Origin of the sequence: Streptomyces nidicola, from assembly GCF_050106155.1 — a bacterium.
Taxonomy (GTDB): Bacteria; Actinomycetota; Actinomycetes; order Streptomycetales; family Streptomycetaceae; genus Streptomyces.
In genome coordinates this window covers 9,338,562-9,353,781 of the sequence record NZ_JBNBPI010000001.1, presented here as the reverse complement: position 1 = coordinate 9,353,781, position 15,220 = coordinate 9,338,562, and the positions used below count along the sequence as shown (strand labels likewise).

11 protein-coding genes are annotated in these 15,220 nt (G+C 71.9%); 4 read left to right on the top strand and 7 right to left on the bottom strand.

Annotation, left to right across the window (positions count from 1 at the left end; genetic code table 11):
* Positions 1-7 precede the first annotated feature (7 nt).
* Positions 8-1,030, bottom strand: coding sequence for a LacI family DNA-binding transcriptional regulator (locus ACOKM3_RS42125; RefSeq protein WP_426906595.1), 1,023 nt, complete (start codon positions 1,028-1,030; stop codon positions 8-10).
* 168 nt (positions 1,031-1,198) lie between these two features.
* Here ACOKM3_RS42125 and ACOKM3_RS42120 point away from each other — a divergent pair, with 168 nt between their 5' ends.
* Together ACOKM3_RS42120 and ACOKM3_RS42115 are read left to right on the top strand one after the other, a co-directional pair.
* Positions 1,199-2,260 carry a C45 family autoproteolytic acyltransferase/hydolase gene (locus ACOKM3_RS42120; protein ID WP_426906594.1) on the top strand — a complete coding sequence of 354 codons (1,062 nt, stop codon included), beginning with the start codon at positions 1,199-1,201 and terminating at the stop codon, positions 2,258-2,260.
* Positions 2,261-2,313: 53 nt separating this feature from the next.
* Positions 2,314-3,591, top strand: a complete 1,278-nt coding sequence (locus tag ACOKM3_RS42115) for an MFS transporter (protein WP_426906593.1) — start codon at positions 2,314-2,316, stop codon at positions 3,589-3,591.
* Here ACOKM3_RS42115 and ACOKM3_RS42110 read toward each other — a convergent pair.
* Both ACOKM3_RS42110 and ACOKM3_RS42105 read right to left on the bottom strand, forming a co-directional pair.
* Positions 3,495-6,440: an FAD-binding and (Fe-S)-binding domain-containing protein gene (locus ACOKM3_RS42110; RefSeq protein ID WP_426906591.1), complete on the bottom strand. Its 2,946-nt coding sequence runs from the start codon at positions 6,438-6,440 to the stop codon at positions 3,495-3,497. The two genes, ACOKM3_RS42115 and ACOKM3_RS42110, sit on opposite strands and share 97 nt — an antisense overlap.
* Before the next feature lie 364 nt (positions 6,441-6,804).
* Positions 6,805-8,073, bottom strand: a complete 1,269-nt coding sequence (locus tag ACOKM3_RS42105) for an aspartate aminotransferase family protein (protein ID WP_426906590.1) — start codon at positions 8,071-8,073, stop codon at positions 6,805-6,807.
* 165 nt (positions 8,074-8,238) lie between these two features.
* On the opposite strand from ACOKM3_RS42105, the gene ACOKM3_RS42100 reads away from it, so the two are divergent.
* Both ACOKM3_RS42100 and ACOKM3_RS42095 read left to right on the top strand, forming a co-directional pair.
* Positions 8,239-9,723 (top strand): NAD-dependent succinate-semialdehyde dehydrogenase, encoded by a 1,485-nt coding sequence (locus ACOKM3_RS42100; RefSeq protein ID WP_426906589.1) that lies wholly within the window; start codon positions 8,239-8,241, stop codon positions 9,721-9,723.
* A gap of 68 nt (positions 9,724-9,791) precedes the next feature.
* The gene (locus ACOKM3_RS42095) at positions 9,792-10,313 is read left to right on the top strand and encodes a DUF3830 family protein (RefSeq protein ID WP_399230020.1); all 522 of its coding nucleotides are present in this window, start codon (positions 9,792-9,794) and stop codon (positions 10,311-10,313) included.
* Positions 10,314-10,381: 68 nt separating this feature from the next.
* On the opposite strand, the gene ACOKM3_RS42090 is transcribed toward ACOKM3_RS42095, so the two are convergent.
* Genes ACOKM3_RS42090 through ilvD form a run of 4 tightly spaced genes read right to left on the bottom strand, consistent with a single transcriptional unit; the run spans position 10,382 to position 15,217 of the window.
* A complete protein-coding gene (locus ACOKM3_RS42090) occupies positions 10,382-11,818 on the bottom strand; it encodes an MFS transporter (protein ID WP_426906588.1) in 1,437 nt (478 codons plus the stop codon).
* Positions 11,815-12,261: an aconitase X swivel domain-containing protein gene (locus ACOKM3_RS42085; RefSeq protein ID WP_267073090.1), complete on the bottom strand. Its 447-nt coding sequence runs from the start codon at positions 12,259-12,261 to the stop codon at positions 11,815-11,817. Before ACOKM3_RS42085 ends, ACOKM3_RS42090 begins: the two co-directional genes overlap by 4 nt.
* On the bottom strand, positions 12,258-13,538 hold the full coding sequence (locus tag ACOKM3_RS42080) for an aconitase X (protein ID WP_426906587.1): 1,281 nt from the start codon (positions 13,536-13,538) through the stop codon (positions 12,258-12,260). Before ACOKM3_RS42080 ends, ACOKM3_RS42085 begins: the two co-directional genes overlap by 4 nt.
* Positions 13,535-15,217 carry a dihydroxy-acid dehydratase gene (gene ilvD / locus ACOKM3_RS42075; protein ID WP_426906586.1) on the bottom strand — a complete coding sequence of 561 codons (1,683 nt, stop codon included), beginning with the start codon at positions 15,215-15,217 and terminating at the stop codon, positions 13,535-13,537. Before ilvD ends, ACOKM3_RS42080 begins: the two co-directional genes overlap by 4 nt.
* Positions 15,218-15,220: the final 3 nt, after the last annotated feature.

Below are 15,220 nucleotides of genomic sequence, written 5' to 3'. Positions count from 1 at the left end.
GAATCGGTCACCCGGCCCGTCTCCGCGTCGACTCCCGCTCCCTCAAATGCGCGTGTGTGATGCGCGGAGCTTCCGGTTCCGTACCGGCGATCAGCGCCTGGAGAATGTCCAGGAGCGCGCCCGAGCTGCCGACCGGGTCCAGTTCGAGCGCGGAGATCGTGGGGCGGGCGCCCCGGGAGTGCTCGGAGTCGGAGCCGGCGGCCACCATCACCTGGCCGGGGACCGTGACGCCCTGGGCGATGAGGCCTTCCTGGACGCCCGCCGCATGCCGGCCGGTCAGGCAGAAGACGGCGTCCGGCAGACCGTCGGACACGATCCGGCGGGCGAGGTCGACACCACCCTCGACGCCCGCGCGCTCCGCCAGTTCGTAGCGGCGGGCAGGCATGTTCCGGTCCGCGCACCAGGCCGCGTACGCCTCTTCGTGCTCGTCGTTCCAGGAGTTCGCGTCGGTGCCGTGGACCAGCGCGACGCTGCGGGCACCCCTGGCCGCCAGGTGGTCGAGGACCAGGCGCGCCGAGGCCCCGTCGTCCTCCGACGCCCAGTACGGGAAGTCCGGGCGTCCGGGCACGCTGCCGTACGTCACGTAGGGGATGCCACGCTTGTCGAGCAGCGCGATGACGGGGTCGTCGCGGTGCGGGTTGGTGACGATGTAGCCGTCCATGGAGAACGTCAGGGGCGGCACCGGCGCCCGGGTCAGGTCGGGCACCAGCATCAGGCTCAGGCCGCGGGCGAGCGCCTGGGAGGCGGCGGCTCCGACGAACTTCTCGAAGACGTCGACGCCTTCCGGCTTGTAGTCGCCGAGCGCGTCGAGGGAGCGGAGTACGAGGCCGACGGCGCCCATCGTGGAGCTGCGCATGCCGCGGGCGAGGGCGTCCGCCGCGTAGCCCATCTCGTCGGCGACCTCCCGGATGTGCTCGCGGGTGGCGGCGCTCAGCGTGCCCTTGCCGTTGAGCGCGTGCGAGACGGCGGTGATCGACACGCCGGCCCTGCGTGCCACGTCCTTGATGGTGATGCCCTGGCTGCGCGCCACGCCGCCGCTCCTCTGCTTCCCGTGCCTTCTCGAACTTCTCGAACTTCTCGAACTTCTCGGTCTTCTCTGACCGATCGCTTCGGCCAGGCATTGTATAAAACGATTTACCTTCCTACCGTGATCGGCGCCGCACCGACACATGGCCCCGTGGGCCCGGAAGGAACACCCGTGGATCTGCACACCCTGACCACCGACACGGTCGACCCGCGCGAGCGCGGAGCGCTGCTCGGCGGGCGGTTCGGCGGCGAGCTGCGTCGCGTGAGTTCGCTGTACCTGGAGCACTTCGCCGCGCTCGGCCTGCCCGCGGGGCGCGTGCGCGAGCTCGCCGGGCGCAGCCATGAGTCGCTGCGCGCGTGGGCCCCGGGGCTCGCAGCGGAGTCGGACGCCTGCGCCGACGCGGCGGGCATCGAGCGCTGGAAGGTCGCCGCCGTCGGCGCCCGCACGGAGATCCTCGCGCTGTGCCCGCCTGCCGGCGAGGGCGAGTGCTCCACGGCCGTGTACGCGCCGGGGGTCGCCGCCCCGCAGACCGTGCAGACGTGGGACTGGCACGAACTCCTCGTCCCCGACGCCCTGTTGCACGAGCTGACGCCGGCCCGGGGTCGTACGGTGAAGCTGTTCACCGAGTTCGGCGCCCCTGCCAAGATCGGGGTGAACAGTGCGGGCCTCGGCGTGCACTTCAACATCCTGTTCCACCGCACCGACGGCGAGGGCGGCGGCGTCCCAGTACACGCGGTCGCGCGCCGCATTCTCGACGAGGCGGACACCCTCGACCAGGCCGTGGAGATCGCCGGTTCGGCGCGGGTCACCGCCTCCACCTCGCTGACGGTCGTCACGGCCGGGGCCGCCGCGAGCCTCGAACTCTCGCCGCGCGGCCTCGCCGTGGTGCGGCCCGGCGACGACGGCTGGCTGCTGCACACCAACCACTTCCTCGACCCGGAGCTGGCCGAGGGTGACGTCTGCCCCGGCGACTCGTCGACGGCCGAGCGCCTCGCCCATCTGCGTACTGTCCGCTCCGCGCTGCCGGGGCTCACGCCCGCCGAGCGGGCCTCGGCGTTGTGCGGGAGCGCGGGGGCGGGCGCCGTCGTCTGCATGCGGCCCGACGCCGCGAAGCCGGCGCACGAGCAGTGGGGCACGCTCATCACCCTTGGTCTCGATGTCTCGGCCTGCGCGCTGGACTACGCGGTCGGCACCCCGGACGCCGCGGCCGAGCGGGGCTTCAGCCGCTTCTAGACGCGCACCGCCGACGTCCCCACCGCTCCCCCGCCGCCCTCCAAGGATCAGCGATGACACAGACCGTCAGACCCGGCTCGACGCAGCAGGTCAGCTCCGTGAGCGTGACCCGTACGTTCTTCATCTCCGGCTTCGGAACCGCGCTCGAGTTCTACGACTTCATCATCTACGGGCTCGCCGCCGCGCTCGTCTTCCCCAAGGTGTTCTTTCCCAGCTTCGATCCGACGGTGGGCACCCTCGTGGCGTTCGCGGCGTTCGGCAGCGGCTTCGTCGCGCGGCCGCTCGGCGGCATCGTCATCGGGCACTTCGGCGACCGGATCGGCCGCAAGGCGATGCTCGTGCTCACCCTCCTGGTGATGGGTTCGAGTACGTTCCTCATCGGCTGCCTGCCCACGTACGGCGCGCTCGGCGTCGCCGCGCCGATCCTGCTCGTCGCCCTCCGCCTCGTGCAGGGTTTCGCCGCCGGTGGCGAGTGGGGCGGGGCCTCCCTGTTCGGCATCGAGAACGCGCCCGAGGGCCGGCGCGGGCTGTGGGGCAGTTTCACCAGCGCGGGCATCGGCATCGGCAGCCTCTTCGGGACCGGCGTCTTCACTCTGGTGACCCTCCTCCCCCAGCACGCGCTGGAGAGTTGGGCCTGGCGCGTGCCGTTCTGGCTCGGCGGTCTGCTGGTCCTCGTGGGCGTCGTGGCCCGCTCGCGGATGCCGCAGGAGGAGCGGCGCGGTGAGCGGGCTCCGCGCGTGCCGATCCTCGACGCCGTCAAGCGGCACCCGCGCCAGATGCTGCTCGCCATCGGTGTCGCTTTCGGGTACAACACCCTCGCCTACATCGGCTCGATCTTCACCGTCACGTACGCGGAGGAGCGCGGCTACAGCCACACCCAGTCGCTGCTCCTCCAGGTCGCCGGGTCCGTCGCCTTCATGGTCGCCGTGCCGGTCATGGCGCTGGTCTCCGACCGGTTCGGCCGCAAGCCGGTGGTGATCCTCGGGACCCTCGCGTACGGGGCCGTCTTCTTCGGCTACTTCCCGATGGTGGACGGGCACGTGATGCTGCTGGCCACGGTGGCGTACGTGATGGTGAACGTGCTGATGGCGGCCCCTCAGGGGTGCATCCCCGCGTTCCTCGGCGAGCAGTTCTCGGCCGCCACCCGCTACTCGTCGATCTCCGCCACGTACCAGGTCGGCGCGGCGCTCGGCGGGGGCACGGCCGCGACGACGGCGACCGCGCTCCTCACCGGTCACCTCGACTGTGCTCGCAGCGCGTCCCTGAGGAGTTCCGCGAGGTGGCGGGGGCGGCGGTCGGAGAGTTGGGTGATCTGGGTGCGGCAGCTGTAGCCGTCCGCGAGGACCACCGTGTCGTCGGCCGCCTCGCGCAGGGCCGGCAGCAGCGCCTGTTCGCCGACCGCGACCGAGACGTCGTAATGGCCGTCCTCGAAGCCGAAGTTGCCGGCCAGGCCGCAGCAGCCGGAGTCGAGGCGACCGCTGTCCACGCCGACGCGGGCGAGCACCCGGTCGTCCGCCTTGCTGCCGAGCGTGGCGTGCTGATGGCAGTGGGTCTGGGTGAGGGCCGTGACGTCGTCGAGCCGGCCGAAGTCGACGTCGGGGGCGCGCTGGTCGAGGAGTTCGGCGAGCGTCATGGTCTGGTCGGCGAGGCGCTTCGCGCGGGGGTCGTCGGGGAACAGCTCCGTGGCGTCCGTGCGGAACAGGGACGTGCAGCTGGGCTCCAGGCCGATCAGCGGCATCCCTTGCTGAAGGTAGGGGTCGACCGCCTTGAGGGTGCGGTCCAACACCTTCTTCGCCATGTCGAGTTGGCCCGTCGTGTGCCAGGTCAGGCCGCAGCACAGGCGATCGGGCGGAAGGACCACCTCGAAGCCGGCGTGTTCGAGGACGAGGACCGCCGCGCGGCCGACCTCGGGCGACATGAACTCGGTGAAGGTGTCGGGCCAGAGGAGGACCTTTCCCCGGCTGCCGGGTGCCGGCATGTTGCGGCGCTTCTTGAAGCTCGTACGGAAGCGGCGTCCGGCGAAGGGCGGTACGGGGCGCTCCGGGGCGATGCCGCCCGCCTTCTTAAGAAGTGTGGCGGCCTTCTTGTTGCGCGTCACCGCGTTGACGAGGCTCGGCGCGAGGCCCGCAAGGTGGGACCACACGGGCAGCCAGCCGAGCGCGTAGTGGGAGGCGGGGCGGCGCTTGCCTTTGTAGTGGTGGTGCAGGAACTCCGCCTTGTAGGAGGCCATGTCCACGCCCACGGGGCAGTCGCTCTTGCAGCCCTTGCAGGACAGGCACAGGTCGAGTGCCTCGGCGGCCTCCTCCGACTGCCAGCCGTCGGTGATGACGTCGCCCTGCACCATTTCGTACAGCACGCGTGCGCGCCCGCGCGTGGAGTCCTTCTCGTCCCCGGTGGCGCGGTAGCTGGGGCACATCACGCCGCCGGACGCGGTGCGGCACTTGGCGATGCCGACGCAGCGGCGCAGCGCCTTCGTGAGGTCGCCGTCGTCCTCGGCGAGGGCGAGCGTGGTGGTGAGCTGGAGGGTGGGGCGGTGGCCCGCGGTGATGCGCAGGCGTTCGTCGGCGGGGCGGGGGTGGACGAGGATGCCGGGGTTGAGCCGGTTCTCCGGATCCCAGACCGCCTTGAACTCGCCGAAGGCCTCGATCGCCTCCTCGCTGTAGACGAGCGGCAGGAATTCGGCGCGGGCCTGCCCGTCGCCGTGCTCGCCGGAGAGCGTTCCGCCGTGCCGGGCGACGAGTTCGGCGGCGTCCTTCATGAACGTACGGAAGATCCGCACGCCTTCGGCCGTCGCGTGGTCGAAGTCGATACGGATGTGCACGCAGCCCTCGCCGAAGTGGCCGTACGGGGTGCCCTGGAGGCCGTGCGACTCCAGGAGCGCGGCCAGGTCGCGCAGGTAGTCGCCGAGGTGTTCGACGGGGACGGCGGAGTCCTCCCAGCCGGGCCAGGCCTCGGAGCCGTCGGGGGCGCGGGTGGCGAGGCCCGAGCTGTCCTCGCGGATGCGCCACAGGGCGGCCTGTTCGGCCGGGCTCTGTACGAGGCGTACGTCGACGGCGCCGGTGTCCTTCAACAGGGCGTCGGCGCGGGCCCGTTCGGCCTCGGGGTCGGGCGTCGCGTCCGCGTGGCCGAACTCGCACAGCAGCCAGCCGGCGCCCTCGGGGAGCATCTCCTCGGGGCGGGCGTCGGGGACGTTGCGGCGCAGCGCCGCGACCTGGTCACCGCCCAGGCCCTCGCAGGCGATGGGTTCGTGGCGCAGCACGTGACGGGCCGCGTCGCCGGCGGCCGGGAGGTCGGCGAAGCCGAGCGCCACGAGGGTGCGGCGGGCCGGGAGGTCGACGAGCTTGACGGTGGCCGAGACGACGACCGCGCAGGTGCCCTCGGTGCCGACCAGTGCCGCGGCGAGGTCGAAGCCCTTCTCCGGCAGCAGGTGCTCGAGGCTGTAGCCGGAGACCTGGCGGCGGAAGCGGCCGAACTCCGTGCGCAGCATGGCGAGATGCCGGTCGCGCAGATCGCGCAGGCGGGCGTGGATCTCGCCGGTGCGGCCGCCCTCGTCGATGACGTGCTGCAGTGCGTCGGCGTCGAGGGAGCGCAGCCGGATGCGCTCGCCGTCGTAGGTGAGGACCTCGAGTTCGACAATGTTGTCGGCGGTGCGGCCCCAGGCCACCGAGTGGGTGCCGCAGGCGTTGTTGCCGATCATGCCGCCGATGGTGCAGCGGGCGTGCGTGGAGGGGTCGGGGCCGAAGCGCAGGCCGTGCGGCTTGCAGGCGTCCTGGAGGCGGTCGAGGACGACGCCGGGTTCGACGCGGGCGGTGTGCGCCTCGGCGTCGATCTCGATGATGCGGTTCAGGCTGCGGGAGGTGTCGATGACGACGCCGTCACCGACGGCCTGCCCCGCGATGGAAGTGCCCGCGCCGCGCAGGGTCACCGCGACGTCGAGAGCGTGGCAGGCGGCGAGCGCCGCGGCCAACTCGTCGGTGTCGGCGGGCAGCACGACGGCCGCGGGCACCTGCCGGTACACGGAGGCGTCCTGCGCGTACTCGGCGCGCCGCCGCTTCCCGAAGGCGACCTCGCCGTGCGGCACGGCCTCCCGCAGCGCGCGCTCCAGCTTCTGCAGCGTCGCCGGATCGGGAGCGTCCGGGCGGGGCGCGGCGGATCCGGTCGTGGCGACGGGGGCGGACATGGTGGCTCCTTCGGGCGGGGCGGTGGGCTGCGCGGACGGGGACAGGGACGGGGTGGTGGCTAGAGGATCTCAAGATCGTTGCGCCGAGGTGGCGGAACGTGGGCATTACGGGGTTCCGGGTGGGCGGAGTCGGGGTGGGGCCGGGAGGCGAGGTGCTGCCCGCACCGGGGGCCGCCCCTGTGCCCACCCGTACCGCCCCTCTGGGGCGGCCCGATTGCCCACAGGGGCGGCGGCCCGATTGCCCACAGGGGCGGCGGCGACGCACAGTCGCCCCAGCAACGCGCTGTCGCCCCGGCGCGGCGGTGGCCGACCGGGGCGACAGTGGTCCTCAAGGGCGACGCCGCCCCCGGTCCTGCCGGAGGTGTCAGCCGAGGACCGCCGCGACCGACTCGCGCCACAGCCCCAGGCCCTCGTCGATCTCCTCGCCGTTCACGACGAGCGGCGGGATCATCCGGACGACCTGGCCCTGCGTCCCGCAGGTGAGCAGCAGCAGCCCGCGCTCGGACGCGGCGGCGTGCACGCGGGCGGCGGTGGCGCCGTCCGGCTCGCCGTCGGCGGTGACGAACTCGATGCCCGCCATCAGGCCGAGGCCGCGGACGTCTCCGATACCGCCCTGCCCGCCGACCGGGTAGCCCTCGGCGACCTCGCGCAGTCCGGCGAAGAGCTGCCGCCCGCGCTCCGCCGCGTTCTCGACGAGCTTCTCCTCCTGGATCACGTCGAGCGTGGCGATGGCGGCGGCGCACGCCACCGCGTTGCCGCCGTACGTGCCGCCCTGCGAGCCGGGCCATGCCCGCGCCATCAGCTCCTTGGACGCGGCGATCGCGGACAGCGGGAAGCCGCTGGCCAGGCCCTTGGCGGTGACGATGATGTCGGGCTTGCCGTCGAAGTGGTCGTGGCCCCAGAACTTGCCGGTGCGCCCGAAGCCGGTCTGCACCTCGTCGATGATCAGCAGGATGCCGTGCCGGTCGGCGCGCTCGCGCAGGCCGCGCAGGAAGGCCGTGTTCGCGGGAACGTAGCCGCCCTCGCCGAGGACCGGCTCCACGATGAACGCGGCGGTGTCGGCGGGCGTGGTGACGGTGGCGAGCAGCTGGTCCAGCTCGCGCAGCGCGAACTTGGTCGCGGTCTCCTCGTCCCAGCCGTAGTAGAAGCAGTTGGGGAACGGCGCGAGCGCGACGCCCGACATCAGCGGGCCGTACCCGGAGCGGAACTTGGTGGCCGACGTGGTCATCGACGCGGCGGCGAGCGTACGGCCGTGGAAGCCACCCTGGAAGGCGACGATGTTGGGCCGACCGGTGGCCTGCTTGGCGAGGCGCATCGCGGCCTCGACGGCCTCCGAACCAGAGTTGACGAAGAAGAGCGAGTCGAGTCCGTTCGGCAGTACCTCGCCCAGGCGCGCGCTGAGGGTCTGCAGCGGCTTGTGCATCACGGTCGTGTACTGGCCGTGGATGAGCTTGCCGACCTGCTCCTGGGCGGCGGCCACCACCTTCGGGTGGCAGTGCCCGGTGGACGTGACGCCGATGCCGGCGGTGAAGTCCAGGTGGGCGCGGCCCGACTCGTCGTAGAGACGGACGCCCTCGCCGCGTTCGGCCAGGACGGGGGTGGCCTGCTTGAGGACGGGGGACAAGGCACTCATGGACGGCTCCTCGCTCGGTGACCGCGGTGATTCACGGATCTATTACGGAGATCAACATCAGGCCGCGTCGTAGGATTGTCAACAACCTACACTCATGCAAGCATGCAATTCGGCGGCTGTCCACGAGTGAGCCGGGCCGGGAGTTTCGAAACCACGGGAGTCGAAGTGAGTGCAGTGACCGAACAGCAGACAGAGCGCGAGCGGACCGTCGTCGACTCCGTGCCCGACGGACTGTTCATCGGCGGCAGCTGGCGCCCGGCGGCCTCCGGCGCGACCTTCGGCGTCGAGGACCCCTCGCTCGCCCGTGAGCTGCGCACCGTCGCCGACGCGTGCGCCGAGGACGCGCGCGCAGCCGCCGAAGCCGCGGCCGCCGCGCAGGAGTCCTGGGCGGCCACGGCGCCGCGCGAGCGCAGCGAGATCCTGCGCCGCGGCTACGAGCTCCTCATGCAGCGCCAGGACGAGCTCGCGCTCCTGATGACGCTGGAAATGGGCAAGCCGCTCGCCGAAGCGCGCGGCGAGGTGGCGTACGCCGCCGAGTTCTTCCGCTGGTTCGCCGAGGAGGCCGTCCGGATCGAGGGCGGCTACCAGGCCTCCCCCGACGGCAAGGACCGCTTCGTCGTGATGAAGCGCCCGGTCGGCCCGGTGCTGCTGATCACGCCGTGGAACTTCCCGCTCGCCATGGGCACCCGCAAGATCGGCCCGGCGATCGCGGCGGGTTGCACGATGATCGTGAAGCCGGCCGAGCAGACGCCGCTGACGATGCTGAAGCTCGCCGAGATCATGACCGACGCGGGCGTGCCCGCGGGCGTCCTGAACGTGCTCACCACGTCGCGCCCCGGCGAGGTCGTCGAGCCGCTGCTGCGCGGCGGCACGGTCCGCAAGCTGTCCTTCACGGGGTCCACGGCCGTCGGCCGGCTCCTGATCGAGCAGAGCGCCGAGCACGTGCTGCGGGTGTCGCTGGAGCTGGGCGGCAACGCGCCGTTCATCGTGTGCGAGGACGCCGACCTGGACAAGGCCGTCGAGGGTGCGATGGCCGCCAAGATGCGCAACATCGGCGAGGCGTGCACGGCCGCGAACCGCCTGTACGTGCACGAGTCCGTCGCCGCCGAGTTCGCCGAGAAGCTCTCCGCCCGGATGGCCTCGCTCGCGGTCGGCCGCGGCACCGACGACGGCGTCACGGTCGGCCCGCTGATCGACGAGGACGGCCGCGGCAAGGTCGAGGAACTGGTCGCCGACGCCGTCGAGCGCGGCGCGAAGGTCCTGACCGGCGGCGAACGCGCCGAGGGCGAGGGCTACTTCTACACCCCGACCGTCCTCACCGGCGTCTCCCCCGACTCCGCGCTGATGAGCCAGGAGATCTTCGGACCCGTGGCCCCGATCCTCACCTTCACCGACGAGGACGAGGTCGTCGCCGCGGCCAACGACACCGAGTACGGCCTGGTCTCCTACCTGTTCACGGAGAACCTGGAGCGCGCCTTCCGGATCTCCGAGCGCCTGGAGACCGGCATGGTCGGCCTCAACAAGGGCGTCGTCTCCAACCCCGCGGCCCCGTTCGGCGGCGTCAAGGCCTCGGGCCTCGGCCGTGAGGGCGGCCGGGTCGGCATCGACGAGTTCCTGGAGACCCGCTACCTGGCGATGCCACTCGGCTGACAGGCGGACCGCAACCGGCTTACCTTCCCCCTACGTTGATCACCGATCAGACCGGAGCGACGACACCCATGGACCGTTTCATCGAGGTCTCCCTGCCCAAGCGCGGCGTCACCGCCACCGCCAAGCTGCTCGACGACCGCGCCCCGATCACCTGCGAGGCGATCTGGAACGCGCTGCCGCTGGGCAGCGACGTCTACCACGCGAAGTACGCGCGCAACGAGATCTACACCCTGGTGCCCGCCTTCGCCCCGCAGGAGCCCCCGCTGGAGAACCCGACGATCACGCCGATCCCCGGCGACCTGTGCTACTTCACGTTCTCCAACACCCAGATGAGCACGGCCTCCTACGGCTACGAGGCCGCCGCCGAGCAGCAGGGCAACCAGGCCGCGCACGCGGAGCGCGACATCGTCGTCGACCTCGCCCTGTTCTACGAGCGCAACAATCTTCTGATCAACGGTGACCAGGGCTGGGTCCCCGGCATCGTCTGGGGCACGATCACCGAGGGCCTCGACCGCCTCGCCGAGGCCTGTCAGGACCTGTGGCGGGCGGGCGCCGTCGGGGAGTCGCTGCAGTTCAAGCGCGCGGAGTGAGTGCCTAGGCAGGAGTGCAAGGGGCGGGCCGGTTTCTCCGGCCCGCCCCTTTCGCCGTTCCTCCGCGCTCAGGCCGGGGACGAACCCGCCCGCGACGACGGGGCGACCGGCGCGGGCGGCGTCGCGTCCACCGCCGCTCCGTTCAGCGCCCCCTCGGCGTCGGCCGGCATCCTGCGCTGCACCCGGCCCAGTACGAACAGGACCAGGACCATCACGGCCGGGCAGATCGCGAAGATGCCGAACGCGCCCTGTGCCCCGAGGCCGGCATCGAGGATGACGCCGCCGAGCCAGGGTCCCAGCATGGCGCCGGCCTTGGCGACCGAGGACGCCCAGCCGGCGCCGTTGGCGCGGATCTCCGTCGGGTAGAACGTGCCCGCGATGCTGGTGATGCCGCCGTGCCCGCCGTTGACGAACATCTTCGCGCCGATGACGAAGCCGACGTACACGGCGGGTGCGAGCACGCCGCTGCCGAGCACCAGCATGCAGACGACGGCGGCCAACGGCATCCACAGAATCGTGCCCGCGCCCTTCTTGTCGACGAAGCGGCTGATGAACAGCTGCCCGACGGCGCCCGCGACGCTGGCCAGGGCGGCGATGGTGGCGGCCGCGCTGACGCTGAAGCCCATCTGCTCGTTGATCATCGGCGTCCAGAAGACCAGGAAGTAGATCAGCGCGGACGACAACAGGTACACCAGCCACAACAGCGGTGTGATGGCTGCGAGGTGGCCGCGGAAGAGCAGTGCGGGAGTGAACCGCTTCCCCGTGAACGCCTGCCCCGGGGGCTCGGCGGTGAAGCGGGTCCCGGGCTCGAAGGACAGGCCCGGCTGGAAGCGGACGAGGATGCGTGCGATGCGCTCGTCGCTGCCGGGGCGGGACTTCAGCGCCAGGAACCGCACCGACTCGGGCACCAGCGTCAGCACCCCGGCGAGGGTCAGCAGCGAGCAGACACCGCCGACGACGAACACCGTGCGCCAACCGTGGTCCGGTATCAGCCAGTTGGAGACCGGCCCGCCGGCCGCCCCGCCGAGCGTGTAGCCGACCATGATGATCGCGACGGACGTCACCCGGAACCGCTTCGGCGCGAACTCGGCCGCCAGCGCCCAGGTCAGCGGGAGCACGCCACCGAGGAAGAGGCCGGAGACGAAGCGCAGCACGAACAGGTGCCCGTACGTGTCCGCCAGGGCGAAGGCGATCATGAAGATGCCGAAGCCCGCGACGGACATCGTGATGGTGGGGCGCCGTCCCATCCGGTCCGCCAGGTAGCCCATGATCAGCGCGCCGATCATGGTGCCGAAGAGTCCGACCGTGCCCAGGGTGCCCAGTTGGGTGCCGGTGAGGTCGAAGTCCTTGCGGATGTAGGTGGCGGCGAACGACAGGATCTGGAAGTCGAATCCGTCGAGGAACGTGATCACGAAGCAGACGGCGTACATCAGCAGCCAGCGGCGGCTCGCGTGCTGGCGCTCGATGACCGGGGCCAGTTCCACGACGGGTGGTGAGGCTCTCACGGGGTCTCCTCGGGGGACGGTGGTGCGGCGGGGTGGACCGTGACGGTGCCGTGCTCGGCGTCGATGCGGACGCGGTCGCCGGTGCGGATGGCGAGGAGGGGATCGCGGTCCAGATCGGTCACGGTGGGGACGCGCGTGACGACGGCGCCGAGCGCGGCCTTGCTGGTCGTCGTCGTGTAGATCATGCCGAGGGGCGCGGTGCCGGCGAGCCGGGTGGCCTGGAAGAAGCCGGACCAGCCGGAGGAGCCCTTGGCGCCGGGAAAGACGAGGATCTTCCCGGCGAACGACACGCCGTACAGGGCGTGTCGGCGTTCGATCACGACGCCGCGGGCCGGGTCGATGCCGCCCCAGCCGGAGATCGTCTCGGGCGACACCAGTGCCTCGCCCTCCACGACGCCGGGGACGACGGTCCGTCCGTGCAGGACGACGCTCGGGGCGCTCATCGCAGCTCTCCCTTCCAGGTGCCGGTGACGGCGGCGTCGACGCAGTCGGCAAGGGTGCCGAACCAGGCCTCGATGCCGAGGATCGCGGGCAGGTAGTGGGCCTGTTTCGCCGAGTCGGTGGCGAAGACGCGGGTGCCGGGCGGCGCCGAACGGGACATCGCCGGGCAGGAGTCGGTGAGGACGCGGGCGCCCGCGCGCTCGATGGTCGCCGTCCAGCCGTTGCGGTCGGCGACCGTGCGCAGGGCGCGCGGCACCATCAGCCACAGCTGGGTGGCGGAGTTGAGCCGCCGTCCCTCAAGGAGCCGGGCGGTGTCGCGGACCTGGTCGAGCGAGGCGTGCGGGCAGCCGAGGAGCACGAAGTCGACGTCGGTGCTGTCGCCCTGGGAGTTGAGGTCCTCGTAGACGGCGCGGCGCTCGCGCTCTCCGTACGGCACGGCCTCGGGCACGGAGCGCCCGCCGAAGGCCGTCCGCAGGTCGGGCGCCTCCGGGGTGATGCCGGGGAGGTGGTAGATCTCGACGCCGCCGGAGGAGGCGGCGGCCGCCCCGAAGTGCTTGAGGTCGAGCGGGTCCGGGAGCGCCAACTCACCGGTGACGACGGGGCGTTCCTCCTGGACGAGGCCGCCCGCGAAGTAGCCGAGCATGCCCCAGTCGAGTGCCCCGGAGATCGGCGTGCGGGCGTCGATGTGGTGGGTGCCGTGACGGTTCTCGGCGCGGTGGTTGCCCCAGCACGGGATACGGCCGGTGAGCGAGGCGGCGCCGGTGGAGGCGGCGCCCTCGCAGTTGGTGCGGGCACCGAGCACCGAGTTGGCGTAGACGACCGCGGAGGACTCCATCCAGGCCACGTGCTCGCCGCGTACGGGGATGTTGCCGACCTGGTACGGCGTGCAGGTGGCGAGGATGCTGACGCCCTTCGCGCTGTAGAAGGCCTCGGCGTCCGTCTGGAGTTCGACGAGTTCCTTCGGGTAGGGGGCGGTGCCTTGCGCGTCGGGCCCGAAGCCGTGCTGGAGCTGGCAGGTGGGCACTTTCATGTCGGGGACGGCGAAGTCGGCGTCGCTGTCGAGGTTGAGCACGGCGTACGCCTTGTTCCAGCCGCCCTCCGCGACGAGGCGGGCCTTGGCGGGCGAGGGCTGCGTCATGGTGCCGGCGACGTTGCGCACGTCGCACAGTTCCTCGGCGTCGAGGGCGCGGCCGTAGCGGACCAGGAGGTCCATGGCGGCCGCGGCGGCGGGGCCCTCGGCGCCGTCGAGCAGGGCCTTGTCGGTGTCGCTGAGTTTCACGCGGGCGTGGGTCCTTCCTCAAGGGTGACCGCGCCCTGTTGCAGGGGGCGGACCGTGCGGCGGTAGACGGACAGCCAGCCGCGTCCGCCGTCCGCGTACGCGGTGACGGGGGTGCGGGCGGCCAGTTCCTCGTCCGGTACGAGGAGGTCGGCGCGGCGGGTGGTGAGGTCGACGGAGATCGTGTCGCCGTCGCGTACCAGGGCCAACGGACCGCCCGCGGCGGCCTCCGGTGACACCTCGCCGACGACGATGCCCTTGTTGACGAGTCCGGAGAGCTGTCCGTCGGTGACGACGGCGACCTTGCCCGTGAGCCCGGCGCCGTCGAGCGCGAAGACGGGCCGGGAGGCCATGCCCATGCCGGGTGTGCCGGCGGGGCCGAGGCCGCGCAGCACCAGCACCTGCCCCGGCCGCACGTCACCGGCCTTGAGCCCGTCGAGGGCGTCCTGCGGGGAGTCGTACACCTTGGCGGGGCCGGTGAACGACGGCGGGCGCTCCTCGTCGACGGCGAGTTTGACGATGCCGGTGGCCGGGGCGAGCGAGCCGCGGACCAGGACGATCGTGGGGCGGCGGCCGTGCGGCCGGTCGAGCGGGCGGATCACTTCCGGGTCGGTGGGCCCGCGGCCGTCGAGGTTCTCGCCGAGGGTGCGTCCGGTGACGGTGCGGACATCGGTGTGCAGCAGGTCGCGCAGTTGCCACAGCAGCCCGGCCGCGCCGCCCGCAGCCTCGAACTCCTCGATGGATACGGGGCCGTTGGGCCGCACTGCGGCGAGGAGCGGCACCCGGTCGGCGAGGCGTTCGTACAGTCCGTAGACGTCGACGCCGTTTCCCGCCTCCTCGGCGACCGCTTGCAGGTGTTTGACGGAGTTGATGGATGCGCTGACGGAGAGCATGGCGGTGACCGCGTTCTCGAAGGCCTCGGGGGTGAGCAGGGCGCGCGGTCGCAGGTCCTGCCGTACGAGGTCGACGATCCGGCTGCCCGCGGCCCGTACGGCGTCCCACATCTTGGGGCTGTTGGCCAGGACCGGTGTGGAGCCGGGAAGCGCCATGCCGAGGGCCTCGCAGGCGATGTGCATGGAGTTGGCGGTGCCCATGCCGGCGCAGACACCGGGTCCGGCGACCGCGTTCTCGCTCATGCCGGTCAGCTCGTCGAGGCTGATGCGGCCCTGGGCGTGGTGTCCGGCGCCGAGGAAGACGTCCTCGATGTCGCAGTGCCGTCCCGCGAAGGTGCCGCAGGGCTGGTAGCCGCAGCCGACGACGACGGTCGGCAGGTCGAGCCTGGCCGCCGCCATCAGCTGGCCGGGGGCCGTCTTGTCGCAGGAGGCTAGGGTGAGCATGCCGTCCAACTGGGCGCCCTCGACGGCGGCTTCGATGTCGTGGCTGATCAGGTCGCGGGCCGAGAGGATGTAGCCGCCGCGTCCGCCCGCGCTGTGGATGAAGTCGCTGGGGGCGACGGTGCGGATCTCGAAGCCGATGCCGCCCGCAGCCTCGATCGCCTCCTTGGCGGCGACGGCGACGGCGTCGAGGTGGCTGTAACAAGTGGCCAGCTGCGACGAGGAGTTGACGATGGCGATCTTCGGCTTGGCCATGTCCTCGTCGGTGAGCCCGAGGGCCCGCCACTGGGCTCTGCGGACGGCCCACGGGGACGTTCCCGGGGCGTAGTTGCTGCGGAGGTCGGTCATGAG

Bases quoted from the DNA above. Each gene is read 5' to 3' on its own strand.
- ACOKM3_RS42115 (WP_426906593.1), top strand. From the start codon at position 2,314: ATGACACAGACCGTCAGACCCGGCTCGACGCAGCAGGTCAGCTCCGTG.
- ACOKM3_RS42110 (WP_426906591.1), bottom strand. From the start codon at position 6,440: ATGTCCGCCCCCGTCGCCACGACCGGATCCGCCGCGCCCCGCCCGGAC.
- ACOKM3_RS42105 (WP_426906590.1), bottom strand. From the start codon at position 8,073: ATGAGTGCCTTGTCCCCCGTCCTCAAGCAGGCCACCCCCGTCCTGGCC.
- ACOKM3_RS42095 (WP_399230020.1), top strand. From the start codon at position 9,792: ATGGACCGTTTCATCGAGGTCTCCCTGCCCAAGCGCGGCGTCACCGCC.
- ACOKM3_RS42085 (WP_267073090.1), bottom strand. From the start codon at position 12,261: ATGAGCGCCCCGAGCGTCGTCCTGCACGGACGGACCGTCGTCCCCGGC.
- ilvD (WP_426906586.1), bottom strand. From the start codon at position 15,217: ATGACCGACCTCCGCAGCAACTACGCCCCGGGAACGTCCCCGTGGGCC.